The sequence below is a fragment of the Micromonospora sp. DSM 43699 genome (assembly GCF_055517075.1).
Map to the genome: position 1 here is coordinate 209,733 of NZ_JBTMMT010000003.1, position 23,617 is coordinate 233,349.

Annotated in this window: 23 protein-coding genes; 9 read left to right on the forward strand and 14 right to left on the reverse strand. The window is 72.7% G+C overall.

Going from position 1 to position 23,617, the window contains the following annotated elements:
• Positions 1-80: 80 nt before the first annotated feature.
• Positions 81-590, reverse strand: coding sequence for an O-acetyl-ADP-ribose deacetylase (locus tag AC0AIB_RS03345; RefSeq protein WP_328345630.1), 510 nt, complete (start codon positions 588-590; stop codon positions 81-83).
• Between AC0AIB_RS03345 and AC0AIB_RS03350 the strand changes: the two genes are divergently transcribed.
• Positions 559-1,470 carry a cyclodeaminase/cyclohydrolase family protein gene (locus AC0AIB_RS03350; RefSeq protein ID WP_328348759.1) on the forward strand — a complete coding sequence of 304 codons (912 nt, stop codon included), beginning with the start codon at positions 559-561 and terminating at the stop codon, positions 1,468-1,470. The genes AC0AIB_RS03345 and AC0AIB_RS03350 overlap by 32 nt on opposite strands.
• Positions 1,467-2,303: a bifunctional 5,10-methylenetetrahydrofolate dehydrogenase/5,10-methenyltetrahydrofolate cyclohydrolase gene (locus AC0AIB_RS03355; protein ID WP_328345632.1), complete on the forward strand. Its 837-nt coding sequence runs from the start codon at positions 1,467-1,469 to the stop codon at positions 2,301-2,303. The genes AC0AIB_RS03350 and AC0AIB_RS03355 overlap by 4 nt, the downstream gene beginning before the upstream one ends.
• Before the next feature lie 194 nt (positions 2,304-2,497).
• Here the strand turns inward: AC0AIB_RS03355 and AC0AIB_RS03360 are convergent, their stop codons facing one another.
• The 7 genes from AC0AIB_RS03360 to AC0AIB_RS03390 all read right to left on the reverse strand — a co-directional run bounded on the left by AC0AIB_RS03360 (position 2,498) and on the right by AC0AIB_RS03390 (position 9,208).
• Positions 2,498-3,610: an ABC transporter ATP-binding protein gene (locus AC0AIB_RS03360; protein ID WP_465095982.1), complete on the reverse strand. Its 1,113-nt coding sequence runs from the start codon at positions 3,608-3,610 to the stop codon at positions 2,498-2,500.
• Positions 3,607-4,461: an ABC transporter permease gene (locus AC0AIB_RS03365; RefSeq protein WP_465095983.1), complete on the reverse strand. Its 855-nt coding sequence runs from the start codon at positions 4,459-4,461 to the stop codon at positions 3,607-3,609. The genes AC0AIB_RS03360 and AC0AIB_RS03365 overlap by 4 nt, the downstream gene beginning before the upstream one ends.
• 15 nt (positions 4,462-4,476) lie before the next feature.
• The gene (modA, locus tag AC0AIB_RS03370) at positions 4,477-5,274 is read right to left on the reverse strand and encodes a molybdate ABC transporter substrate-binding protein (protein WP_465095984.1); all 798 of its coding nucleotides are present in this window, start codon (positions 5,272-5,274) and stop codon (positions 4,477-4,479) included.
• A 35-nt stretch (positions 5,275-5,309) separates the two neighbouring features.
• Positions 5,310-5,729 (reverse strand): TOBE domain-containing protein, encoded by a 420-nt coding sequence (locus AC0AIB_RS03375; protein WP_465095985.1) that lies wholly within the window; start codon positions 5,727-5,729, stop codon positions 5,310-5,312.
• A 152-nt stretch (positions 5,730-5,881) separates the two neighbouring features.
• Positions 5,882-8,311: a DUF4132 domain-containing protein gene (locus tag AC0AIB_RS03380; protein ID WP_465095986.1), complete on the reverse strand. Its 2,430-nt coding sequence runs from the start codon at positions 8,309-8,311 to the stop codon at positions 5,882-5,884.
• 1 nt (position 8,312) lies between these two features.
• On the reverse strand, positions 8,313-8,741 hold the full coding sequence (locus AC0AIB_RS03385; protein ID WP_465095987.1) for a hypothetical protein: 429 nt from the start codon (positions 8,739-8,741) through the stop codon (positions 8,313-8,315).
• A 98-nt stretch (positions 8,742-8,839) separates the two neighbouring features.
• On the reverse strand, positions 8,840-9,208 hold the full coding sequence (locus AC0AIB_RS03390; protein ID WP_328345644.1) for an MmcQ/YjbR family DNA-binding protein: 369 nt from the start codon (positions 9,206-9,208) through the stop codon (positions 8,840-8,842).
• A gap of 141 nt (positions 9,209-9,349) precedes the next feature.
• Here AC0AIB_RS03390 and AC0AIB_RS03395 point away from each other — a divergent pair, with 141 nt between their 5' ends.
• Both AC0AIB_RS03395 and AC0AIB_RS03400 read left to right on the forward strand, forming a co-directional pair.
• Positions 9,350-9,814, forward strand: a complete 465-nt coding sequence (locus AC0AIB_RS03395; protein ID WP_328345646.1) for a DIP1984 family protein — start codon at positions 9,350-9,352, stop codon at positions 9,812-9,814.
• Positions 9,815-10,106: 292 nt separating this feature from the next.
• Positions 10,107-10,325, forward strand: a complete 219-nt coding sequence (locus AC0AIB_RS03400; protein WP_328345648.1) for a hypothetical protein — start codon at positions 10,107-10,109, stop codon at positions 10,323-10,325.
• Positions 10,326-10,349: 24 nt separating this feature from the next.
• Here the strand turns inward: AC0AIB_RS03400 and AC0AIB_RS03405 are convergent, their stop codons facing one another.
• Together AC0AIB_RS03405 and AC0AIB_RS03410 are read right to left on the reverse strand one after the other, a co-directional pair.
• Positions 10,350-10,520, reverse strand: coding sequence for a hypothetical protein (locus AC0AIB_RS03405; protein WP_328345650.1), 171 nt, complete (start codon positions 10,518-10,520; stop codon positions 10,350-10,352).
• On the reverse strand, positions 10,517-10,792 hold the full coding sequence (locus AC0AIB_RS03410; protein WP_328345652.1) for a hypothetical protein: 276 nt from the start codon (positions 10,790-10,792) through the stop codon (positions 10,517-10,519). The genes AC0AIB_RS03405 and AC0AIB_RS03410 overlap by 4 nt, the downstream gene beginning before the upstream one ends.
• 293 nt (positions 10,793-11,085) lie before the next feature.
• Here AC0AIB_RS03410 and AC0AIB_RS03415 point away from each other — a divergent pair, with 293 nt between their 5' ends.
• Positions 11,086-11,868, forward strand: a complete 783-nt coding sequence (locus AC0AIB_RS03415) for an inositol monophosphatase family protein (RefSeq protein WP_328345654.1) — start codon at positions 11,086-11,088, stop codon at positions 11,866-11,868.
• Between the two features lie 45 nt (positions 11,869-11,913).
• Here the strand turns inward: AC0AIB_RS03415 and AC0AIB_RS03420 are convergent, their stop codons facing one another.
• The gene (locus AC0AIB_RS03420) at positions 11,914-14,526 is read right to left on the reverse strand and encodes a CHAT domain-containing protein (protein WP_465095988.1); all 2,613 of its coding nucleotides are present in this window, start codon (positions 14,524-14,526) and stop codon (positions 11,914-11,916) included.
• Positions 14,527-14,713: 187 nt separating this feature from the next.
• On the opposite strand from AC0AIB_RS03420, the gene AC0AIB_RS03425 reads away from it, so the two are divergent.
• Genes AC0AIB_RS03425 through AC0AIB_RS03435 form a run of 3 tightly spaced genes read left to right on the forward strand, consistent with a single transcriptional unit; the run spans position 14,714 to position 17,133 of the window.
• The gene (locus AC0AIB_RS03425) at positions 14,714-16,024 is read left to right on the forward strand and encodes a S8/S53 family peptidase (protein ID WP_328345658.1); all 1,311 of its coding nucleotides are present in this window, start codon (positions 14,714-14,716) and stop codon (positions 16,022-16,024) included.
• A 28-nt stretch (positions 16,025-16,052) separates the two neighbouring features.
• Entirely contained in the window at positions 16,053-16,694 is a 642-nt protein-coding gene (locus AC0AIB_RS03430; RefSeq protein WP_328345659.1) for an RNA polymerase sigma factor, read from the forward strand.
• Positions 16,669-17,133 (forward strand): hypothetical protein, encoded by a 465-nt coding sequence (locus AC0AIB_RS03435; RefSeq protein ID WP_328345661.1) that lies wholly within the window; start codon positions 16,669-16,671, stop codon positions 17,131-17,133. The genes AC0AIB_RS03430 and AC0AIB_RS03435 overlap by 26 nt, the downstream gene beginning before the upstream one ends.
• A gap of 130 nt (positions 17,134-17,263) precedes the next feature.
• Here AC0AIB_RS03435 and AC0AIB_RS03440 read toward each other — a convergent pair whose 3' ends face one another.
• Positions 17,264-18,292 (reverse strand): hypothetical protein, encoded by a 1,029-nt coding sequence (locus AC0AIB_RS03440; protein WP_465095989.1) that lies wholly within the window; start codon positions 18,290-18,292, stop codon positions 17,264-17,266.
• A gap of 235 nt (positions 18,293-18,527) precedes the next feature.
• On the opposite strand from AC0AIB_RS03440, the gene AC0AIB_RS03445 reads away from it, so the two are divergent.
• Positions 18,528-19,094 (forward strand): kinase, encoded by a 567-nt coding sequence (locus AC0AIB_RS03445; RefSeq protein ID WP_328345665.1) that lies wholly within the window; start codon positions 18,528-18,530, stop codon positions 19,092-19,094.
• A 108-nt stretch (positions 19,095-19,202) separates the two neighbouring features.
• Here AC0AIB_RS03445 and AC0AIB_RS03450 read toward each other — a convergent pair whose 3' ends face one another.
• Together AC0AIB_RS03450 and AC0AIB_RS03455 are read right to left on the reverse strand one after the other, a co-directional pair.
• Entirely contained in the window at positions 19,203-20,999 is a 1,797-nt protein-coding gene (locus AC0AIB_RS03450; protein ID WP_465095990.1) for a helicase-associated domain-containing protein, read from the reverse strand.
• Positions 21,000-21,290: 291 nt separating this feature from the next.
• A complete protein-coding gene (locus AC0AIB_RS03455) occupies positions 21,291-23,522 on the reverse strand; it encodes a HelD family protein (RefSeq protein WP_465095991.1) in 2,232 nt (743 codons plus the stop codon).
• Positions 23,523-23,617 lie beyond the last annotated feature (95 nt).

A 23,617-nucleotide genomic window follows, 5' to 3' on the forward strand; every position in this document is an offset into this window, starting at 1 on the left:
CCACCCTGCCATCCCGTGGCCCGTCGACCTCGCCAGCCGCGCCAGTGGCCCGGCTCCGGCCGGCGGAAGGCCCGAGCGGGTCAGTCGGCCGCTGCCAGTGCGGCCGTCAGGTGCGCGTGGGTGTCCTCGTCGAAGGCGACGAGTCGTACCCGTCGGACGTTCGTCGGGGTCGACCTGATCGTCGCGATGGCGATCCGGGCGGCCCGCTCGGGCGGGTAGCCGTACACGCCGGTGGCGATGGCGGGGAAGGCGACGGTACGGGCGTCGAGGTCGTCGGCGACCTGCAGGCTCCTGCGGTAACACGAGGCCAGCACCTCGGCCTCACCGTGGCCGCCGCCCGCCCAGACCGGCCCGACGGTGTGGATGACGTGCCGTACGGGTGGGTCGAGGTCGAACGCCGGGGTCGGCATCGCGTCGCCCGGCGCGCACGGGCCGATCGCGCCCCCGGCCCGGGCCAGCCGGGGCCCGGCCGCACGATGGATGGCACCGTCGACACCACCGCCACCCAGCAGGGACCCGTTGGCGGCATTGACGATGGCGTCCACGCTCTCCCTGGTGATGTCGCCCGTGACGACCTCGATCACTGTCACCGCAGCATCGTGGCACACCGGGCGCAGCCGTGCCGGGTCGCGCCGAGCACGGTTCCCGCGCGGTGCGTGTCCCTCCTGTCCGACGTCCGCCTTCGTGTCCGACGTCCGCTCTCCCGGCCGTGGTGGTCCGCTTTCCCGGCTGGGATGGTCCGCCCTCCCGGTCGTGGTGAACGGTGCCGTCCCGGCTGCGGGCCCGCCGGCAGGTCACCATACGCTGGGTCGGCATCCGACCCGCCTGACGAGGGGACCCTGCACCGTGCGCGATCAGCCCATCGGTTCCTGGCTCGACGATCTCGCCTCCGCCGCCCCGGCACCCGGCGGGGGTGCGGCGGCGGCGATGAACGCCGCCGTCGGCGCGGCGCTCGTGTCGATGGTGTGCAACCTGACGATCGGGAAGCCGAAGTACGCCGAACACGAGCCGATCATGCGGGAGGCTCTGGACGCGGCCACCCGGCTGCGTGCGCAGGCGGTTCAACTCGCCGACGACGACGCGGCCGCCTTCGGCGCTGTCACCGATGCATACAAGCTTCCCAAGGAGACCGACGCGGATCGGACGACCCGGACGGCCGCCATCCAGGCGGCGCTCGTGGGAGCCGCGGCGGTGCCGCTGCGTGTGGCTGCCGTGGCCGCGGAGATCATCGAGCTCACCGGTCGCGTCCTGCCGGGTGCGAACGTCAACGTCCTGTCCGACGTCGCCGTGGCGGCGGCCTCCGCCCGTGCCGCTCTCGATGCCGCCGTCATCAACGTCGAGATCAATCTGGGAGCGATGAAGGACGAGGAGCGTCGGGCCGGGTTGCGTGTCGAAGTGGACAGGCACGCGGCCGCTGCCGCCGCCGCGGACGACATCGTGAACGCCGTACGGGAGAGGATCCACACGTGAGGCTCATCGACGGTCGGGCCATCGCCGCCGCCATCGCCGCCGAGGTCACCGCCGCTGTCACCGAGCTCACCGCGCGGGGCGTCGTGCCGACGCTGGCCGTGGTCGTCCCGACCGGCGACGAGGCTACCGCCTGGTACGTCCGGTCGATCGAACGGGCCGCCGCCAGGGTCGGCATCACCTGCCGGGTCGACACGCTGACCGACCCGGACGGGAGGTCCATCGCCAAGCATCTCGACGAGCTGTCGGCCGACCCGACAGTGCACGGCATCATCTGCCAGACGCCGCTGCCCGAGGGCGTCACCCTGGACACCGTCGGCCGGCACATCGCGCCGGCGAAGGACGTCGACGGCGCCAACCCGGTCAGCCTGGGCCGTCTTGTCGCCGGCCTGCCGACCTACGCCCCGGCCACCGCCGCCGCCGTGCTGGAGATCCTGCGCCGTGAAGAGGCCGACCTGGCCGGTGCCCATGCCGTGGTCGTCGGCCGGTCCACGGTGGTCGGCAAGCCGGCCGCGCTGCTGCTCCTCGCGGAACACGCCACGGTGACGGTCTGCCATTCCCGTACCAGGGATCTACCCCGGGTCTGCGCGGACGCGGACGTCCTCGTGGCGGCGGTGGGCCGCGCCCATCTGGTGGGCGCGGAGCACATCAAGCCCGGCGCGGTCGTCATCGACGTGGGTACGAATCCGACCGCCGACGGTGGCCTCGCCGGTGATGTCGATCCGGACGGCGCACAGCGGGCCGGTTCCCTGACGCCCGTTCCCGGCGGTGTCGGGCCGGTGACGACCATGCTGCTGATGCGGCACACCGTCCAGGCGGCAGCACGCGAGGTGTGAGGCGAACGACCGATCGGGCGGGATGCACCCGGCCCGACGGGTCGGCCGGTAGGTGGTCCGCAGGATTCAGTGCTGGCGAGCGTCGGCGCGGACGGAGCGTCGGCGGCTGACGCGTCGATCCGGGCGTCCGGTCACGAGCCTGGTGGGCCCGTACCCCGAAGCATGGTGGCCGCTGCTCCGTCCGGTGGTGGTCGTCATGCTGCGGTGGGCGGTGGGTGTCCGTCGGCGCCGGCGGGGTAGGCGCGGGTCTCGGTGACCTTGACGGCGGCCCACACGGATCGGCCGGGCCCCAGGTCGAGGTGGCTGGCGGCGGCGGGGGTGATGTCGGCGACGGCGGCGATCGGGCCGTCCAGTTGGACTCGCAGGTTGTCGCCGTGGCGTTGCAGGCCGGTGATGACGGCGGGCCAGGTGTTGCGGGGGCTGCCGTCGGGCCGGTGCGGGTGCAGGGCGACGGCGGAGGGTGGGAACGCGACGAACGCGTCGCCGTGCAGAGGGTCGGCGACGGTGAGGGTGAGCTGGTCGTCGACGCGGACGGTGTGGCCGTCGGCGGTGCCGCGGTAGAGGTTGAGGCCGACGAGTCGGGCGACGTAGTCGGTGCGGGGCCGGGCGGTGACGGTGGCGGCGTCGCCGTCCTGCACGACCCGGCCGTCCTCGATGATGACGAGCCGATCGGCCAGGACCAGGGCGTCGAGCGGGTCATGGGTGACCAGGAGGGTGCCGCCGGGATGGGCGTCGAGGTGCCTGTGGAGTTCGGCGCGGGTGTCGAGTCGGGTGCGGGCGTCGAGTGCGGCGAGGGGTTCGTCGAGCAGCAGTAGCACCGGGTCGAGGGCCAGGGCGCGGGCGAGCGCGACCCGCTGTGCCTGCCCGCCGGAGAGCTGTCTCGGCTTGCTGCGTGCCTGTGCGGCCAGGCCGACCCGGTCGAGCCAGGCGGCGGCCTGCCGACGGGCGGTGCGCCGGTCGGCACCCCGGCGACGCGGCCCGAAGGCGACGTTGTCGAGCGCGCTGAGGTGCGGGAAGAGGAGGTAGTCCTGGAAGACCACGCCGATCGGCCGGTGTTCGGGGGGTGTCCAGTGGTCCTGGTCGGGCCGGTCCACGTCGCGCCCGGCGAGGCTCAGGTGGCCGGCGGTCAGTGGTTGCAGACCGGCGAGGGCGCGCAGGGCGGTGGTCTTGCCGGCGCCGTTGGGGCCGAGTAGGGCGACCACTTCGCCGGCCTCGACCCGCAGTCGCAGGTCGAGGCGGAAGGTTCCCCGGTCGACGACGAGGTGGGCGTCCGCCACGGGGGAGCGGGTGGACCGGGTGTCGGTCATGGGCTGGTGATCCACTTGTCGCGGAGGCCGGCGAGGATGGCCACGGACACGGTCAGCAGGACCAGGCTGAGGACGACCGCGCCGTCCAGGTCGCCGCCCTCGATGGTCTGGTAGACGGCCAGCGGCATGGTCTGGGTGATACCGGGATAGTTGCCGGCGAAGGTGATCGTGGCGCCGAACTCGCCGAGAGCCCGGGCCCAGCACAGCACCGCTCCCGCGGCGACGCCCGGTGCCACCAGGGGCAGGGTGACGTGGGTGAAGGTGGTCCAGCGTCCGGCGCCGAGGGTGGCGGCGGCCTCCTCGTAGCGGGCGTCGGCCCCGCGTAGTGCGCCTTCGACGGCGATGACCAGGAACGGCATCGCGACGAACGCCTCGGCGACGATCACGCCGGTGGTGGTGAACGGCAGGGTGTAGCCGAACGTGCTGTCCAGCCATGTGCCGAGCAGGCCCCGGCGGCCGAACACCAGGAGCAGCGCCACCCCGCCGACCACCGGCGGCAGGACCAGCGGGACCGTGACCAGCGCGCGGACCACCCGCCGGCCGGGGAACCGGGTACGGGCCAGCAGCCAGGCCAGCGGCACGCCCAGCAACAGGCACCCGACGGTGGCGACGCTGGCGGTCTGCAGGGACAGCCGGAGCGCGGTCAACGCGCCGGGCTCGGTGAGCCGCTGCGGCAGGCTGCTCCAGGGGGCGCGGGCCACCAGCCCGGCCAGCGGCAGTACCAGGAACAGCAGACCCAGCAGCGCCGGGGTCAGCAGCGCCGCCGGTACGCGTTGCGCCCGGCGGCGGCGTGGCGGCCCGGTCCGGACGGACCCGTCCGCTCGGACCGGGCGTTCACCGGTCGAGGTCACGCGTCACCCGGCCGGTCACGGGGTCTGGAAGCCGGCGGCGGTCAGGACGGTGGTGCCCTGCCCGGAGCGGACGAAGGCGACGAAGGCCTGCGCGCCGGGTTTGTTGGCTGCGTTCTTCAGCACCACGATGGGGTAGTCGTTGATCGCGCCGGCGGATTCGGGGAACTCCACCCCGTCGACGTCGGCGTCGGCGGCCCTGGTGTCGGTGCGGTAGACCAGGGCGGCGTCGACCTCACCGAGCTTCACCTTCGACAGGGCGCCTTTGACGTCCTGCTCCAACGTGACCGGGGTGAGTTCCACCTGCGCGGCGGTCAGGACCCTGGTGGCCGCCGCGCCGCAGGGCACCTGCTCGGCGCAGCGGGCGACCTTCAGGCCGGGCCTGGTGAGGTCGGTCAGCGCCCCGATGCCTTTCGGGTTGCCCTCGGGCACGGCGATGACCAGTTGGTTCTTCGCGAAGACGACGGGGGCACCGTCGGCGTTGCCGGCATCGGTGACCGGCTGCATGTTCTTCGGCGCGGCCGAGGCGAACACGTCCGCCGGCGCGCCCTGGTTGATCTGGGTGGCCAGCGCGGAACTGCCGGCGAAGTTGAACCTGACCACCACCCCGGGGTGGGTGGCCTCGAAGTCCTTGCCGATCCGGGTGAACGACTCGGTAAGCGACGCCGCCGCGAACACGGTGACCGTCCCGGTCACCCCGGTGCCGGACGGGGCCGCGCCCGGCGAGCCTGCCTTGTTGCCGCCGCAGCCGGCCAGCCCGGCGACCGCGAGGGCCGTCACCCCGGCCAGCACGGCGCGGACGAAACGTGCACCCACCTGCTTCTCCTCCCCGAAGGTCGCGGTGCCCGCGCTCACGCGCCGGCCCGTGTCCTGTGCGTCGGGCCTGACCGCTCCACCACCACCGTGGTGGATTTGATCACCGCGACCGCGACGGAGCCGACCTGCAGGCCCAGTTCCTCGACCGCTTCCCGGCTCATCAGCGAGACGACCCGGAACGGCCCGGCCTGGATGTCCACCTGGGCCATCACCGTGTCCTTGGCGACCGCGGTGACGATCCCCCGCAGCCGGTTGCGCGCCGAGGACTCCTCCGACCGGCCGTCCGGTTGGCCCGCCTGCGTGCGGACGAATCCGGCCAACTCGACGCCGTCGATCGCCCGGTGGCCCTGCTCGTCCCGGATGGCTGGCAGTCGGCCCGCATCCACCCAGCGGCGCACCGTGTCCACGCTCACGCCGAGCAGATCCGCGGCTTCACCGATCCGAAACACCGTCACACCGGGCACCCTACCGGTACGCAACTGCTGCTCGGAAGAGTGGTTACGACTGGCGACTGCGGCACCTACGACCTATCAGTGGCCGCACCTGCCTCATGCGTAGGAGTCGTCCTCCGCTGCCCCGTCCCGGGGGTCCAGTGCTCCAGTGGTCATCAGGCGAACTGCCGCAGCACGGTGGGGTCGGTGATGGTGTCGTCGGCGGCGAGCATGATCGCCTTCGACAGGATCGTCGACAGCATCGGGTCGTCGTCGAACGGCAGGTGCAGCCGCCCGGTGCCCCCGCGCGCGGGGACGATGCACAGGTAGGCGTCGTGGGGCTCCATCATGACGTTGCCCGAGCCGAGGTGGATCCGGTAGCCGCGCAGGTTCCCGCGTACGTGCAGGTAACGGTCCGCGAGGGTGGCCCGGCCGGCGATGGCCATCCGGGGGAGGAGCCGGGCCAGGGCGTCGCGGCGTACCTCCGCCGACGGGGTCAGCGCCCCGACCACGGTGCTGTGCCAGTAGTCCCGGAACCGGTCCTCGCCGCGGTCGGCCCACTGCGGGTCGGTGGCGATCGAGGTGACGCCGACGAAGAGGTCCACGTCCCGCATCGCCTCGGTGAACACCAGTGGCGGTACGTCCGCGACCGGTACGGGTTGCCAGGTCGCGCCGTCGGATCGGGCGAACCGCACCTGATCGGTGGCGCAGTGGTCGACGTCGTAGTTCCGGGGATCGTCCGTGCCGACCAGATGGTGGTGGAAGGACGCCCGCCACGCACCGCCGCCGAAGAGCTTCGTGGCTTCGCTGTCGTACCCGCCGTCCCAGGTGCCCAGGTAGCCGGCCTGCCAGCCGCGGGCGCGCATGAGCGCGTTCGCCTGGCGGTAGCGCAGGATGTGCGCGGCGAACCGGTTGGAGTAGGAACCGGTCCGCTCCTCGGCCGGGGTGAGCAGGTAGACCTCGCGGAAGGCCTGCTTGAACGGCTGCGTCAGGCCGGTGGCGAGCACCCGTTCACGCCAGGCGAGGATCTCGTCCACCCCGGCGCGGATGGGGTGCCACAGCCGGACCCGGTCACCACGCGCCGGCCGCCCGTCGAGACCGGCGACCGTCCACCCGTCGGCGTCCTCGCGGGGCAGACCCGCCGACCAGTCGCGTCCGTCGGTGCTGGTCTCCCAGAGCAGCCGCCGCCCGTACGTCCCGGTGACCGGGTGGTCCAGGAAGCGGGACACCCAGTCCGGGTACGCCCAGGTGCGCTCCTCGGACAGCAGCGCCTCCACCCGTTGGCGCTCGGCGGTCAGCGTCGCGTTCACGGCCTTCACCAGGTCCCGCAGCTGTTTCAGCTCGTCGGCGTGCGCCTCCTTGAGCACCGCAGGAACGCCCTTGAGCCCGACGTCGCCGCGGGCGAAGGTCAGGCGGGCCTTCTCGCCCTCGACCCGCACCGTCGCCTCGTACGGGCCGACCGGGGTCCGCCGGGTCCCGGCCGGGTCGAGCCCGTGATCGTCGACGGCGAGTTCCAGCACCTCGCTCAGTGACCACCCCCGCAGAGCGCCGAGGTGGGTCAGCGCGGTGTGCACCCGACTGCGTACCGCCTTGTTCTTCACGGTCACCGCGAGCCGCGCCAGGGTGCGCACCGGTGTCTCACCGTCGCGCCCGGCGAGCAGTTGCACGGCCGCGATCGCGGTGCGCTGGGCATGGGGGAAGCCCGCCGCCTGGCGGGGCGCGGCCGAGGCGGCGGCGGTGACCCTCGCCAGCAGTTCCGTGGCCGCCTCGTCCGACTCCCGCGACAGCGCCCACACCAGGCCACGGAGGAGGCGGTCCGAGTCGTCGTGCACGGAGTGCCGGTGGGCGGCGAACGCCTCCAGGATCGCGCGGACCGCCTTCCTCCCGTCGGTCGCGGTCTTGAGCTGCTCGTCGAGGCCGCGCAGCCATCTCGCCGGTGCGGTCGGCTTGTCGAGCGAGGCGCAGTGGGCCAGCAGTTCGGGCACACCCGGCGCGGCGAGGACGTCACCCAGGCCGGCGCGGACGAGCGGACCGAACTCGTCGCCGTGGTGCAGCAACCGGGACGGCACGCGGCGACCCGTGGCGCGGTCGACCGCCTCCCCGATCAGCGTGACGACCCGGCGTCGAGGGCCTGCCGTCGGGAGGTGGCCCGCGGCGAGTTCGTCGAACAGGGCCGCGAGCGCCGGCGCGAGATCGGCCAGGTCGGCGGGAGCCAGGTGCGCGGCGATCGTCGCCGGTAGCTCCAGGTAGGCGACATTGTCGTAGCCCTGCCCCCGGCCGGCGACCTCCAGACTCCACAGCAGGTCCGCCCGGGTCCAGTCGTGTTCGTCGTCGACGAGACTCCGCACCACCTCGTTCAGCGCGGACGGCATCGAGCTGGCCGCCACCTCCAGGTGCACGGCCAGCGCGGCGCGGCGGCGCAGCTCGGTCGGCCACGACCCGGTGACGGCCCACTCCGGCGTACGGGTCACCGACGACGTCCAGTGGTAGGTGCTCGCCCGCCGGAGCAGCGGCCGCACCTGGGCGTCGGCTTCGGCGATCCCGGTCTCCACCCTGAGGCGGTCCGTCGCGCTCAGTGCGGGAAGCAACCGCATCCAGTCGGCCATGTCAGCCACCCACCAGGGGGACGAGCCGCACGAAGGCCACCTCGGGGTCCACGAGCAGGTCGATCTCCTCATCAAGGTCCTCGACCTGGCGCTCACCCACCAGCAGCACGAAGCCGTTGTGGGCGAAGGCGGCACAGGCCGCGTCCGCCTGACGTTCCCAGTCCAGCCGCCGGCCCCGACCGACCCGGTAGCCGTTCAACGTCGCCTCCGCGTCGGTCGGCCGTACCAGACCCCGGAAGACGTCGGCCTGCTCGGCATTGAACCGTGCCACCTCCTCGCGTACCCGCAACCGGACCAGCTCCCGCGCGGAGATGCGCTCCGGCAGACCGGCCAGCGGCCACTGGTCGATCGCCCTGCCGGTCGCCGTCTCGTCCCGAACCGTCACCGTGGCCATTGCGCCGTGCTCCTTGCCTTGGGTGAGCGGCATCATGGCACGACGGTCCGACGGGACAGTCTCGTCAGCCCTCCGGGCAGCGGTGTCGCCGCGCACAGCAGCGTGCCGGCAGCCGGGTACCGTCAGCGCAGGGATCACCCGTCCTGCAGGCTCTCCTGCAGTTCGGCGGGCGCCCGCATCCGCCACGCATCGGTGATCAGCTCGGCCAGCCGCTCGACTGACACCTCGGTGAGGCGCACCATCACCAGGGGCAGCCCCTCGTACCCGGCCGTCGTGAAGAACAGGGCGGGCTCGCCGAGGAGCAGCGCCTGCTTCTCCCCCTCATCACCGACATGGAGCACCGCGACATCGGTGCGGATCACCCGCGGTTTCCCCGGCACGCGTTCCGGATAAGACCAGACGAAACCCTTGTTCTCCACGCGGAAGTCGAAGCCGTCGCTGGGAATCTCCACCGCGTGGGGCAGCGCGAGCGCCAGACGGCGTACATCGTCGGCATCAGCCATCCGCAGAGGCTACAACGGCGCCCGATCCTCCTGCCCGGGACTCGGCCGGCGCTCCGTCCCCGGGCACCGTGCCTGCTGCTGTTCTTCGCATGGTCGACGTAATGGGGAGGCGTGGGTGATCTTCGCTGGTCACTGGTGCCTATGAAACTTGCTGAGGCTCTTGCGTTGCGCGCGGATGCGGCGCGTCGCGTCGAACAACTCCGTGCCCGCATCGTCGCCAGCGCCCGTTTCCAGGAGGGTGAGTCGCCTGCGGAGGAGGCGGCGGCGCTCCTGGCGGAGGTCGGCGGGGTGCTCGGTGAGCTGGAGTCGCTGATCCGGCGGATCAACCGCACCAACGCCGCGACCGTGGTCGACGGTGGCACGCTCACCGATGCTCTGGCCCGCCGGGACGTGCTCCGGTTGCGGCACGGCGTGGTCACCTCTGCCGCCGACGCCGCTGCGGGGGAGGGCCAGCGCGGGTTTCGGCAGTTGCGGTCGGAGCTGAAGATGATCCCGGCGTTGCCGGTGGCGCTACTGCGCGGCCAGGCCGACGATCTCGCCCGGCAGCTCCGCGAGGTCGACACCCTGATCCAGCGGAGCAACTGGGAGGTGGACCTGCTGGACTGACGGGTTGCGGAGCAGGTAGCCGACGTGGAGGCGTGCACGAACCCGAGAGCCGGCGGGTATTCCGGCTCACTCCTGGCGCGCCGAGGGCAGGCGCAGGGGTTCGATTCCCCGGCACACATCGCACGCCCAGCACAGCACACAGGTGACGGCGCACAGGGCACGGCACACTACCGGGTGCAGATCCACGACGGCGAGGGCGGGACAGGGGACCTCCGCAACCCCGTACCGACACGGCTCCTTCGATACCACGCGCGACCCCCGCACTGAGCTGCCGCGCCGGATCGTCGCGCCTGTGTTCCTCGGCGTGTGGGACCGGCAACCCGACCCCGCCGTCGGCGGGGAGATCGTCAACGGCGAGCCGGGCCTGATCGCGACTGATCGTCAGAGCCGTACTCTCGCCGTGCTCGCACTCGCCACGACCGGCACTGGCAGGATCAGCCATGTGTGGGTGGTCCGGAACCCCCGGAAGCTCGACGCATGGCGCTGGTCTCCGACCGCCCCGGACCGCTGATCGATGCTCCGCCAGCGCCGGGAGTCATGCCGGCTCGGGCACGGCTCCCGGCTCGCCGTCGTCGGGCATCGGCTCGACCGGTGCCTCCGGCAACTCGCTGGGTGTGTCGGGAAGAAGCTCGCCGAGGTCGTCCGGCACGGGCTCCCGAGGGTCGAGGGGTGGATAGACATCGGGATCGAGGTCAGGATTTGTCATCGGGCGATTATCCGCCACGACCGTATCCCGCGCACGTCTGCCTCGGCCCACTCGTCACCGGTCAGCGTGACGACGGCGCATCCAGGGGGACCGTGCAGGCCAGCGGGAGGTGTAGACCGCTGCGGGCATCGAAGCCGGTAGTCGGGCAGCAGGCGGTGCCCCTGGCGGGCGACCAGGTCGACCGCGTCGATCAGGTAGTCGGCGACCAGGTCGGAGACGAAGTAGCCGAAGGTGATCCGGGTCCAGCCGGGCTTGATCCCACTCGCAGCCAAGGGCGATCTCCTCCTGGAACGCCCGGGAACGCTCCTCGTCGATGCCCAGCAGGCGGTGCCCGTAGGGGCCCGCGCAGGAGCATCCGCGCCGTCTGCTCCCGGCCTCGACTCACCCATCCGGACCGGCACGTACGCCGTACCCCGTCCGGCGTCCGGCGCGACGCCGCCGGACGATCGTCCACACCGGATGGCCGCGCCGGGGGGCGGCCCCCTTCGACCGGGCCGGCTGGTGCCCTCGCCCGTGCGGGTGCGACGATCTCGACCGGTCCTGCGGACGACCCGAGGAGGGCGCGATGGCCACCGGCGCCGAGCTGGACGACTGCCGGCGGGTCGCCGAGAAGGCGGCGCGTCTCGGCGGCCGGGAGCTGCTGCTGCGCTTCGGCGACCCCGGCCGCATCGACTACAAGACCGCCTCCACCGACCTGGTCAGCGAGGCGGACCGGGCCAGCGAGGCGCGCATCGTCGCGCTGCTGCGCGCCCGCCGGCCCGGCGACGGCATCCTCGCCGAGGAAGGCAGTGACCACGTCGGCGGTTCCGGGTTGCGCTGGGTGCTCGATCCCCTCGACGGCACCGTCAACTACGTCGCCGGGATGCCGTTCTGGTGCGTCAGCGTGGCCTGCGAGGAGCAGACGCCGGACGGTTGGCGGCCCGTCGTCGGGGTGGTCCACGACCCGGTGCACGACGAGACGTTCTGCGGCGTCCGGGGCCGGGGCGCGTTCCTGAACGACGTGCCGCTGGCTCGGCCCGCCGGCGTCGCGCTCGGCGAGGTCGTCCTCGCCACCGGGTACGCCTACGACGTCGCCCACCGCCGGGTGCAGGCGACCGTGGTCACCGACCTGGCCGGCGACGTACGCGGGGTGCGGATGTTGGGCTCGACGGCGCTGGCCCTGGCCTGGATCGCGGCGGGCCGCTGCGACGCGTACGTCGAGGACCGTACGTTCCGCTGGGACTGGGCGGCCGGTCTGGTGATCGCCGTCGAGGCCGGTGCCGCGGTCGAGGTGAGCGGCAGCCGGGTGCTCGCCGCCCCGCCGGAGCTGATCGACGGCCTGCGTCCTCGGGTCGCGGCGCTGGGTTGACCACTGCCGCCCAGACGGTCGGCCTGCGGCGTGAACGGTGCGGCGTCAACCGGCACCGAGACAGACGAACGCCGCCGCGGTGGCCCGGGCGGTGCTGTCACCGGAGGTGACGAAGGCCTGCTGGGCATCGGCGAGGGCCTGCGCCGGGCGGACCCCGGCCCGCATCCGTCGGTGCAGATCCAGCATGAGCGCGGTGGTGGGGTCGGCCGGCACCGGCAGCACGGTGGCGATCAGGCACCGTGCGCCGAGGGCGAGCAGCACGGCGGCGAAGCCCATGACCTCGTCGCCGGGACGCACCCCGGTCAGCCCCGAGTCGCACGCGGAGAGCACCACGCAGCCGGGCGGACGGGGGACCCGCTCCCACTCGTACGCGAACAGTGGTCCGTCGGCCAGTTCCAGGGTGGAGAACTGCGGGTTGTCGGCGCGGAAGGTGCCGTGGGCGGCGATGTGGACCAGGCCGGCCCCGTCCAGCGCCGCGGTCAACGCGTCGGCGGTGGCGTCGGCACCGGTGAGCAGGGTGGCCCCGGGCAGCACCTGCGCGAGTCGGCGTACCTCGGTCCGGCCGGCGGGCAGGCGCGGCCCGCAGGCCAGGACCGAGGGCCCGGCCGACGGCGGCTGGCCGTCCGCCCTGAGCCAGGCGGTGGCCGACGGGGCCACCGTCACGGGACGTCCGGCGCAGGTCGGCAACCCCGACCACGGCACGGCGTGCAGGGCCCCGACCGGCACGACCACCAGGGGGCGGTCGCCGAGGTGCCGCCGCAACGGATCGAAGAGCTGGTGGTCGAGGGTGGCCGCGGCGTGGCTGGCCCCGGCCCGCGCGGTGGTCGTGTCGCCGGTGGTGACCAGTCGGCGCAGGGCGAACCGGTGCCAGCGGGCCAGGTGCACCGCCTCGGCGAGCGGGCCGAGGTCGTGCAGGCTGGCCCGGCCGTCGCGGACCAGCACCGCCCGGAGCCGGTCGTCGTGGGCGACCAGCTCGACCAGCACGCGGGAGCCGAGCCGCCCGGCGAGCATGCCCACGCCGGGCGGAGTCATCACGCCGCTCCCCCCGGGCACCCGCCGGGCCAGGTCCTGGATGCGCCGTTCCAGCCGGGCCTGCCGGCTGCGCAGGGCGTGGGCCGGTCGGCCGGCCAGCACCGCGTCCTCCAGCAGGCTACTGACGAGCCTGAGCTCGGTGAGCGCCGCGAACAGGTCCGGGTCGTCAGGGGGCAGCGCCGGCCGCATCCGTAGGGTGTTGGCCCGCCACCGTTCGGCCCAGGCCAGGGTCCGGGCCGGGGAGCCGGCGCGCACCGCCATGTCGAGGCCCTCGGCGGCAAGTTCCTGTCCGTACGTTCCGCTGTGGGCGCGTAGCTCGGTGGCGCCGAGCGACGTGCGGTGCTTGTCGAGTACGGCCAGTCCCCGGCGCAGTGCGCGGGCCGCGCCGGGGTCGTCCCCGGTGAGCCGACGCGACCGGCCCAGGGCGTACCAGCCCTGGGCGCGGCGGGGGGCGGTGCCCCGACGGCGGGCCTGGGCGGCCACGTCGAGCAGGGCCACGGCCCGGTCGACGCGACCCGATGCGGCGGCCAGCAGGCCGGCGTCGATGCGGGTGGTCAGCGCCGGGCCCGGCCAGCCGGTGGCGTCGAGTTGGTCGGCCGTCCGCACCATCGCGGTGAGCAGGGCAGCCGTTCGGGTGCCCCGGCGGAACTCCGCGCGCAGTTCGACGTGCCGGGCGAAGGCGGCCCAGGTGCGGCGGCCCTGACGCCGGAAGCCGCCCCGGGCCTGGGCGGCAGCCGTGGTGGCGGTGTCCAGGTCGTCGGCCAGCAGCGCGGCCCGCGCCTGGGCGAGCTGTGCCTCGGCGAGGTCCGAGGCCATCGCCCTGCGGTGCAGCTCCCGTACGGCGGCGGCGGCGACCTCGACGGCCTCGTCGAGCAGCGGCACCGACAGCAGCAGCTCGAACCGGTCCAGCAGCAGCGCCGGACGGGGAACGGCGAGCCGCCGGTACTCCTCGTCGACGTCGGCGAAGCAGCGCAGCGCCACGGCGATCTCGCCGCGTTGCCCGGCGGCGATGCCGCTGTTCCAGCGGGCGTCCGCCGCCGCGAGGTCGAGTCCGAGCCGGTGGAAGGCAGCCGCCGCCCGGGAGAGGTCGTCGTCGGTGCCGCCGGGGGCGCCCCGGTGCGCGTGGAGTAGTCCTCGGTTGTTGCGGGCGCGAGCCTCCAGCAGCGGGTCGCCCTCGCGTTGGGCTATGTCGATGGCGATGCCGTAGTCGCGCACCGCCTCGGCATAGCGTCCGCGGTAGTGCAGCACCACCCCCCGCTGCATCCGGGCGCGGCCGGCGTCGGCACCCGTGAGCTGGGGCAGCGCGGCGGTCACGGCCCGCAGCGCCGCAGCGGTACGACCGGCATTGGCCAGCACGTACCCGAGGCTCATCCGGGCCAGTGCCTGGGTACGGGGGGTGCCGGCGACCCGTACCGCCCGGCGGAGGTGGCGCAGTGCGCCGGCCAGGTCGTTGAGCTCGCGCAGGGCCAGGCCGATGGCCCGTTCGGCGGTGGAGCGCTCGTCGTCGTCGGCGGTCTGGCTGGCGAGCACCCGGTGGGCGATCGTGATCGCCTCGGGTGGGTATCGCTGGACGGCGTCGAGTGCCGCCTGGGCCGTCGTGGCACCGGGACCGGTGCTGTCGGGCATGCCCTAGAGAGTCCACTACGGCCAGCCGCGAGTCAATGTCGAGAATCCGTCGCGTGAATGTCGTCAATGGGTTCGGCCCGCTGGTTGTGCAATTGACAAAGGGCGATGGTTTGGAATAATTGGCGGTCGGGGAATTCGCGGCGTCCGCCATCGGTGGGCGCGCTTCTCTCATGAGCATGGAGGATCCGTGCCGCCGTCTGACCAACCTTCCGTGCCGGGTCCGGCCGGCCGGCTGTCCCGGCGGCGGATTCTCGCGCTGTCCGCGTTGGCGGCGGCGGCACCGTTCGGCGTCGCACCAGGCCCGGCTGCCGCTGCTGGCGATTCGGACGCCGCCGCCTACCAGAAGGCGTTCGAGGCGGCGCTGGCAGCCGACCAGAACGTGCGCCGGTACACCGCGCCGGGTCGGGAGATCCTCTACCGGCCCCGGCAACTGCTCGCCGCCGACGTCGACGTCCAACGGGTCGCCGCCTGGTTGCGTGCCCACGACTATCCCGTGACCGTCGGCGCCGGCTTCGCCGGTGTCACCCGGCTGTCGTTCGATCGGGAAACCGACATCCCCGGTGTCGTGACGAAACTACGCGACCCCCGACAGTGGCCCGGTCAACCGGTGCCGGCGGTGCAGCCGCACCATGTGCTGATCGGCCTGGGCAACATCATGGGAAACCCGGGTACGCCACCCCGCTCGGCTGCGGCGCTGCCGCCGCCCGACCCGACCCGGCTCGGCGAGGGCACGGGGGTCACCGTCGGCATCTGCGACACCGGGATCTGGCGGCAGGCCGGCGGCTACCACCCGCAGTGGCTCGGCGGCGCATACCTGCCGCAGCTCGACGACGAGGACCCGCTCTACGTCCACACCGACGTGCTCGCCCCGCAGGGAGGGCACGGCACCTTCGTCGCCGGCGTGGTCCGGCAGGCTGCGCCGGGGGTACGCGTCGACCCGGAGCAGGCCCTGGATCCGACAGGTGTGGGGGACGAGGAGACGGTGGTGGCCGCCCTGAGCCGGCTCGCGCCGCAGGTCTCCGTGTTCAACCTCTCGCTGGGGGGATACACCCTCGACGACCAACCCTCGCTGCCCCTGGCCAACGCGCTGGCGGCGCTGCCGGCGACGAGCGCGGTGGTCGCGGCGGCAGGCAACGCCGGCACCAGTCGTCCGGTCTGGCCCGCCGCCCTGGACCGGGTGCTGGCGGTCGCGGCGCTCAGCCAGACGGCCGGCGGTCTGGTGCCGGCCGTCGACAGCTGCTTCGGGCCCTGGGTGGACGCCTGCGCCCTCGGTGAACGCCACAGCACCTACGTCGAGGGGCAGTTACCGCTGCCCGGCCGGCCGGTACGGCAGTTCCACGGGTTCGCCGTCTGGGCCGGCACCTCGTTCGCCACCGCACACGTCTCCGGACGTCTCGCCGCCCTGATGACCGCCGGGGGCCTCAGCGCGGACGCGGCGCGCACGACCCTGCTCGCCGCGGCGAGCTGGCATCCCGACTACGGGGTGTTCGTCGGATGAGCGGCACCGACGACCGGGCGGTGGCCCGGTGACCGGTCCGAGCGTGACCAGCCTGCTGTCCGCCGCCGCCGGCGGGGACGAGTCGGCCTGGGCCGAGCTGGTGCGCCGGTACACCCCGCTCGTGTACTCGGTCATCCGGGCGTACGACCTCAGTCGGGCCGATGCGGCCGATGTCAACCAGACCGTCTGGCTCCGCCTGGTGGAGCAGCTCGGCCGGGTACGCGAACCCGAGGCGCTGCCGGGCTGGCTGGCCACCACGACCCGGCGCGAGTGCTACCGGTTGTCCCGCCTCAGCCGCCGGGCCCGGCCCGTCGACCCGTACGACGATTCACTCGAGACCTGGCACGGGTTCTCCCGGGAGTTGGCCGCGATGGCCCCAGCCCCGGACGACGAGTTGCTGCGCGCGGAGCGACGGCAGGCGTTGCGCGAGGGCTTCGTGCAGCTTCCACCACGCTGTCAGGCGTTGTTGGCGCTGCTGACGGCCGACCCGCCGATGAGCTATCGGGAGGTCGCCGAGCGGTTGGGGATTCCGGTCGGCAGCATCGGACCCACCCAGGCCCGTTGCCTGCGTAGGCTGCGGGAATGCCCGGCGATCGTCGGGTTCGTCGGAGCGTCCGCCATCGGTACGAACGGGGGTGAGTCGGATGGAGCGGTGGCCGCCGGTCGATGACGAGGCACTGACGACGGAGTTGGGCGCGGCGTTGTGGGACACCGGGCCGGTCTCGGAGGCCTACCTGAGCGCGGCGCTGGCGGCGTTCACCTGGCGTACCGCGGACGCGGAACTGGCCGTCGCCGAGCTGACGTTCGACTCGGCGGTCGACGCCGAGCTGGTCGGCATGACCCGGTCTGCCGCGTCCGCGCGGACGCTCTCCTTCCGCAACGGGTCGGTGGTGGTGGAGATCGAGGTCAGTGACGCCGGGATCGTCGGACAGCTCTTCCCGTCCGGCGGTGGACGGGTGAGTGCCCGGACGGCCTCCGGCACGTACGACGAGGTGCCGGTGGACGCGGTGGGATTCTTCTCGTTGGGCGTCCCACCGTCGGGTCCGGTCCAGTTGTGCGCACGCACCGTCGGATATGCGGTCTCCACCGCCTGGGTCTGTCTGCGCTGACCGCAGATCCGCTTCCGCCGGAGCGGTGCGGCAGGCGGTGCGCACCCGGTCTCCGGCCTCGGCCGGACCGACGAAGGTGGGGTGCGGGCCGGCTGGCCCGCACCCCACCCGGAGGCGGCGGTGACCCGCGCTACCCCCGCTGCTCGCCCGCCAGCAGGTATTGCACCCCACCGAGGTCGGCGCGCTCAGTGCCGTCGGCGTCCGGCCCGAACTGGGTCACGTTGAGCGCGGTCTCCTTGGCGAGGGCGGTCTCGGCCGAGAAGGCCAGCGAGAACTCGAGGCGCTCGCCGGGCTTCAGCATCAACCCGCTGATGCTGGCCTTCGCCGGTTCCACGATCTCCAACTCGGTCTTGCCGACCTGGCGGACGCCCGTACCGATCTTGCCGGTGGCCTGCCAGCGCTCGAACAGCGTCGCGCCGAGGTCGACGAAGACCCGGGCTCCCCGGGCCTGCTCTCCCGGCTGGGTGAAGACCAGGTCGTTCCTGGTCTCCACGGTGGTCACGTTGCCGATGGCGAACGGCCGGACGACCCGCGGCCCGCCCGCGGTGAGCCGGACCGAGTCGACGTTGCGCCAGGCGATGTTGTTGTTGTGCAGGGTGTTGACGCTGTTGCTCGGGCCCTCGAAGGTCATCGGGTCGGTGGGCGACACCCAGCGCGCCAACAGGCAGAAGTGCCCCGGTCCGGGCACCCCGGTCCACGGGATCGTCACCGTGGTGACACCCGGGTAGACGGTCACGCTGGCCGCGCCGATCTGGGTCCAGTGCGTCGGCCAGGTGGCGCCGCCGCCCGGGGTCGTCCGGTAGACCCGCAGCACGCCGTTGTCGATGCCCGAGCCGTACGGGCCGTTGTTGCGCAACTTCAGGAAGAGGTAGTTGGTGACGCCGACGATCGGGTTCTGGCTGACGGCACACTCCACGGCGGTCGGGCAGACCTTGATGTCGGGGCTGGCCCACAGCGGGCTGTACGAGTGTGGTTGGACGCCGGTGTCGGCGGTGACGTCCTTGAGGTAGACGTCGGTGCGGGCCGCCGCGGCGGCCCTCTTCTGCGGTGCCTCGCCGGGTGCCGCGGCGGCTGCGGTGACCGCCAGCAGGCCGGCCAGCGCCGCGCCCGTGAGCACGGCCAACGTCGAGCGGCGGACCCGTTTCCCTACCTTGCCCATGACAGGTTTCTCCCATCGACGGGGGACGCCGAGCCCGGAGTGTTTCCATGCCGTGTCGGCGCGATGACATATGGAAGAGTCGTGGCTGCGCCGGGAAATACCGTCGCCGGCCACGCCGCCAGATGGCGCCAGGACCGGCAAAAGAGACAGTCATCGATGCTGCTGACGAAGCCGACGGCCACCGCGACACCGGTGCCGTAGCCGCAGGTGACCACCGGCCCGGAGGAGCGCCGCGATGAACGATGTGATCCCTACCGGCAGCCCCGGGACGATTCTGGTCTGTATCAGGGGGAACTCCGGTGCAGGCAAGAGCAGCATCGCCCGGCAGTTGCGGCTGCGGCATGGTCGTGGCTGTGCCCTGGTCGAGCAGGACTACCTACGCCGGATTCTGCTGCGGGAACGGGACCGGCCCGGTGGGCTCGCACCCGCCCTGATCGAGCAGACGGTCCGGATGGCCCTCGACCACGGCTACCACGTGATCCTCGAGGGGATCATGCACGCCGCCCGCTACCGTCGGATGCTCACCTCCCTACGCGACGGCCACCGCGGCCGTACGCTGTTCGTCTATCTCGACGTGTCCCTGTCGGAAACCCTGCGTCGGCACGAGCTGCGCCCGCAGGCCACGGAGTTCACGGCGGACAACATGCGTGACTGGTACGCCCCGCGCGACGTCGTCGGGTACGACGACGAGGTCGTCCTGCCCGAGGTGACCTCGATGGAGGAGGCCGTCCTCCGGATCGCCATCACCGCCGGGCTGCCCCTGACCGGACGTGACGCCGACGTTCCCCCCGCCACGCCCTGACGGCAGACCGCCGACCGACGACGTCGGGTTCGGGCCCGGCCGCGATACCCGTGTACGGCGCGGAGGACTGCCCCGGCCTCGGCCGAGGTCGGTGGGCTCTCCCGCGCGTCACGCGCGGTGACGGCGGGTCTTCTCGATGACGTCCCGGCCGTCGACGTGCTGCTGGCGGGGCGCGTAGCCGGCCTTGCGGAGAGCGGCTGTCGTGTCGGCCGTGGTGGCCTGGCTGGCCAGCACGGTCGGGGCGAGCAGCCGCAGGTGGAGCGGGTCCAGCCGCTTGTCGGCACAGATCTGCGCCAGCAGCACGGTGTCGTCGCTGACCAGGGTGCTGACCACTGGCGAGACGCGTACCGACCCGTGTTGGCGGGCGACGTCGGCGAGCAGATAGGCAAGTGGTTGCGGCAGCCCGCCTTCGGCGACCTTCGTCAGGGCCTTCGTCAGGCGCTGCCTGGTCCAGCCGGCGTCGTACGCGCCGCGTACCGTAGCCGGGTTGAAGCGCCAGGTCGTGGCGGTGCCGCGGGACTCGACGACGGCGGTGGCACCGAGGAGCTCTGCCAGCTCTGGGCTTGGTGTTCCGGCCACGACCGCGGTCAGGTCCGCCTGCAACCGGGCGGTACGGGTGACCTCGCCCAGGTCGCCGACGGCCTCGACGACGTCCGCGTCGGCGAGTAGCGCCTGGCCGGCGGGGCTGACAGCGCCCGCGCCGAGGACTCCCAGGGTGGTGGCCTCGTCCAGCAGGCCGCGTACGGTGGTGGCGCTTCCGAAGGCCAACGGCTGGCGCCACCAGGTCCACTGAGCCGCCTGATCGAGGTTCGTCGTCGCCCGGGGGCCCAATGCCCGCAGCGCGGCCAGCCGCGCGTGCGCCGACCAGGCCCCGTCGTACTCCGGCATCCATGGCCCGGTCTGCGACGACGGCAGGTAGTCCAGGTCGCGCCATGCCGTGAGGAGCACCGCGAGCCGGCGGTCCAGACCACGGGTGAGCCAGCGGTCGTACCCGGCCGTCGGGATCACGCGTGTGCCGAGTTCGGCCAGCCCGGCCTCCGTGGCGACGGCCAGCAGCAGTCGTACCGTCGGTGTCGTCACACCGAGCGCCTTCGCCGTCCGGTTCAGCTCCCGCACGCCGACGCCACCGGCCTTGACCGTGGCCAGCGGTTCGCGTCCCGCCCCGTCCAGCAGCGCCGACAACAATCCGACCACGGCGATGCCCTGTGCCTGGGCGTCGCGGCGCACGGTCACCGGGTCCGGGGTGTGCCAGGCGACAGGTGGTTCCTGCGGCTGGAACGGCGCCCGGTAGTCCACGCCTCGCAGCGCGAGCGCGACCTGACCCGCCAGCTGATAGTCCTCCCAGGTGACGCGGTAGACCAACCCGTGCTCCTCGGCCCAGTCCAGCGGATGCACCTGCCGGTAGCGGGGTTGGTACCGAATGCGGTGGGCGATGCCGCTGCCGCCGTAGCGGCGGATCCGCCCGCCCTCACGGTCAGCCTCCTGCACCAGCGACCGGGTCGCGGCCGGCATCCGCTTGACCAGAGCGTGCACGTTGTCCGGGTGGAGGAAGAACTCCGCCAGCGCCTCCAGCAGGTCCGCCTTGCGGCCCTTCGTGGGCAACCCCAGGTTGCCCGTGATCACCTTCAGGTCCTCGACGTTCAGCACCGCGGCGAGCTGACCTGCGGCGGGGCCGACACCCAGCGGACGGTCGAAGACCTCTCGCAGGATGCCGCTCACCGCGAATCGGCTCCGCAGCCGCCCGAGCAGCCCCGCATCGGTGGCACGCTGCAGATAGGGCGTCGCGTCGGCACCGACCAACGCCGACACCTCCGCCTCGGTGACCGCGCCACCCAGCGCCGACGCCGCCTCCAACACCTGGAGACTCGGCAGGTCGAGGCCAGCAAGCTGGTCATACGGACTCACGACGACGCTCCCGGGACACGGCGACAGCCTGAATTCAACCGCACGAACCGGGCTCGTACGATGCGACCCGCCGGTCGACCAACCCACGGGGAGCCCGGACCGCCCGGAGAGCACCCGGCCGGACACCGACTCGGCGACGCTGCCGAACAGCAACAGGGCAGCACCGTTGACCAGCACCCGGTACCAGCCTTCCGGGTTGACGAGGAGCGGGCTCAGCAGCCGCCACCACTCGCCGTCGTACACGGCCCGGTCGCGGACCATCGCTGTCGGCACGTGGGAAGGCGGCGGTTGCTACGCGAGAACCAACTGCCCGAGTTCCTGGGTGCACCGGGTGAGCGCGACGTAGAGGCCGTTCCAACCGCGGGGTTCAGCGGCGATGCCCTGGGGATCGACGAGGAGCGCCGCATCCCATTCCAGCCCCTTGGACTGGGCTGCGGTGAGCACCGGCACATCGGTCAGCAGGGCGAGGAGTCCGGCGACGCGGTCGGCGGGGGCGATCACCCCGACCGTACCGCCGTGCCACCGTTCCTGCAGCTGTCGTACGGCTCGGGTGGCGGCTCCGGCGAGCTCCTCGGACGTGACCGTCAGCTCCCAGGGGGCGATGCCGGACGAGCGTACCGCCCGGGGCGGCACGCTGTGGCTACCGGCTCGCCTCAGGACGGGTTCGGTGAGCTCCATGACCTCACGCGGGGTTCGGTAGCAGATGGTCAGTTCCGCAGCGGTCCAGCGTTCTCCCAGAGCTGCGCGCACCGCCTGGGCCCAACTGGTGTGCCGGTGCGCTGCCTCCGCCTGGTCGATGTCGCCGACCGCCGTGATGGAGCGGCTGGGACACCGTCGGAGGACCATCTGCCACTGCATCTCGGACAGCTCCTGCGCCTCGTCGATGACGACGTGGCCGTACACCCAGCCGCGCTGGCGGCGCGCGTGGTCGGCGACGAACCCGCCGGGTGGTGGCGGGGCTTCCACCTCGCCGAGCAGGTCGGCGAGGGCGTCGAGGAGGGGGATGTCGCTCGATGCCCACGGTGCGGGCTCGGCCGCGACGGCGGTGATCTCCTCCGTGGACAACGCCGGAGCGAAGCGGGCCAGCAGCGTGCGGTCGGTCAGGAGGTCACCAAGCAGGGTCTCGGCATCGCGCGTGGGCCACCATGCTTCGACGAAGCGGGCGATTGTCGCGTTCTCCGCGATGTGGGACCGAAGCTCATCGATTTCTTCCTCGGAGAACAGTCCGTCGACGTCGCTGCCGGTGGACCCCCGGTCAGGACGGTGGTCATGCTGCATGCTCCGGTCGACACGGGCGAGGATGTCCTCGAAGCCCTCCTCCATCTCGTTCATCAGCGTCTCGCGCTGCTCGACGACGGCGTCGGCGAGGAGGTGGTGCAGCTGCTCGGCGAACGCCTGGCGGGCCCGGTGGTACGGGCGCCCCTGCACCGAGGTGAGTGCCTGGGCCACTGTCGTGGCGTCGATGACGTAGAACTCCCCCTCCCACCGCAGTTTCAGCTCGCGGGCCCGGGGGAGCAGCGACGTGACGTAGTCCTCGAGCGCGGGCTGCCACAGGGCACGGCCCTTGATCTCGGCGAGAAGCCGGCTCTCGTCGCGTCCCACCCGGATCTCGGGCAGCAGCGTGTCGCAGGTCGCCGAGACGACGGCGGTCTCACCGAGCGCCGGCAGCACCTGGGCGATGTACTCCAGGAACCGCGGGGAGGGGCCGAGGACCAGGACCGCCTGGTCCGCCATCTGTGGGTGGGTGAAGAGCAGATAGGCGACGCGGTGCAGGGCCACCACGGTCTTGCCGGTGCCGGGACCGCCCTGCACGATCAACGGGCCGGTCGCCTCCGCCCGGATGATGTCGTCCTGTTCGCGTTGCAGCGTGGAGATCGCCGTCGACATGCGACCGGTACGCCGCTGGTCCAGGGCGGCCAGCAGGGCGCCTTCGCCGACGAGTTCCGCCGTCATGGTCCCGTCCAGGGGCTCGTCGTCGACGCCGACGACGGCCGAGCCCTGCGTACGGATGTGCCGGCGTCGTGCCTGCCCCTGCGGATCGACAGCCGTCGCGGTGTAGAACGGCCGGGACGCGGGAGCGCGCCAGTCCAGCAGCAGCGGCTCGCTGTCCTCGTCGTCGTTGCGGAGACCGACCCGGCCCACGTGCCGCACGGTGCCGTCGAGACCGTCGAGGCGGCCGAAGACCAGCCCTTCCTGTGCCCGCTGTAGCTCCTCGTACTGCTGGCGGAGCATGCGCAGCCGCGCCCGTTCCAACGCGTCCAGGGCCTCTGCCGAAAGCTCGGTCTGTAGGTGGTCGACAAGCTTGTCGCGCCGGGCCAGGGCCAGGCCGAGAAACTCCTGTTCCTCGGCGACCGCGGACCGACGTGGGCCGTCCTCTGCGTTGGAGGTCGGCGCTTCGCTACTTGACATCACCTTGCTGATGCCGGCGGTGCCATTCTTCAGAGCAGATTTCCGGCCCATTCGCAGATCCTTGTATTGGTGCTCTTCCTCGGCCCGATCGGGTCCCAGGTGATCCGGTGGCAAGCATAGGGTCGGTGTCTCCCGACCGGGTGTAAACCCTACGGCCGGAGATGAAAATCTCAGTGCCTTGCAGTTCGCAGCCGCCTGTGGCCTCGCCT

What these genes read in the sequence shown, in the direction of transcription:
- AC0AIB_RS03350 (WP_328348759.1), top strand. Translation starts at nt 559, where the DNA reads ATGTCGCCCGTGACGACCTCGATCACTGTCACCGCAGCATCGTGGCAC.
- AC0AIB_RS03360 (WP_465095982.1), bottom strand. Translation starts at nt 3,610, where the DNA reads ATGACCGACACCCGGTCCACCCGCTCCCCCGTGGCGGACGCCCACCTC.
- AC0AIB_RS03380 (WP_465095986.1), bottom strand. Translation starts at nt 8,311, where the DNA reads ATGGCCGACTGGATGCGGTTGCTTCCCGCACTGAGCGCGACGGACCGC.
- AC0AIB_RS03385 (WP_465095987.1), bottom strand. Translation starts at nt 8,741, where the DNA reads ATGATGCCGCTCACCCAAGGCAAGGAGCACGGCGCAATGGCCACGGTG.
- AC0AIB_RS03390 (WP_328345644.1), bottom strand. Translation starts at nt 9,208, where the DNA reads ATGGCTGATGCCGACGATGTACGCCGTCTGGCGCTCGCGCTGCCCCAC.
- AC0AIB_RS03395 (WP_328345646.1), top strand. Translation starts at nt 9,350, where the DNA reads ATGAAACTTGCTGAGGCTCTTGCGTTGCGCGCGGATGCGGCGCGTCGC.
- AC0AIB_RS03405 (WP_328345650.1), bottom strand. Translation starts at nt 10,520, where the DNA reads ATGACAAATCCTGACCTCGATCCCGATGTCTATCCACCCCTCGACCCT.
- AC0AIB_RS03415 (WP_328345654.1), top strand. Translation starts at nt 11,086, where the DNA reads ATGGCCACCGGCGCCGAGCTGGACGACTGCCGGCGGGTCGCCGAGAAG.
- AC0AIB_RS03420 (WP_465095988.1), bottom strand. Translation starts at nt 14,526, where the DNA reads ATGCCCGACAGCACCGGTCCCGGTGCCACGACGGCCCAGGCGGCACTC.
- AC0AIB_RS03435 (WP_328345661.1), top strand. Translation starts at nt 16,669, where the DNA reads ATGGAGCGGTGGCCGCCGGTCGATGACGAGGCACTGACGACGGAGTTG.
- AC0AIB_RS03440 (WP_465095989.1), bottom strand. Translation starts at nt 18,292, where the DNA reads ATGGGCAAGGTAGGGAAACGGGTCCGCCGCTCGACGTTGGCCGTGCTC.
- AC0AIB_RS03445 (WP_328345665.1), top strand. Translation starts at nt 18,528, where the DNA reads ATGAACGATGTGATCCCTACCGGCAGCCCCGGGACGATTCTGGTCTGT.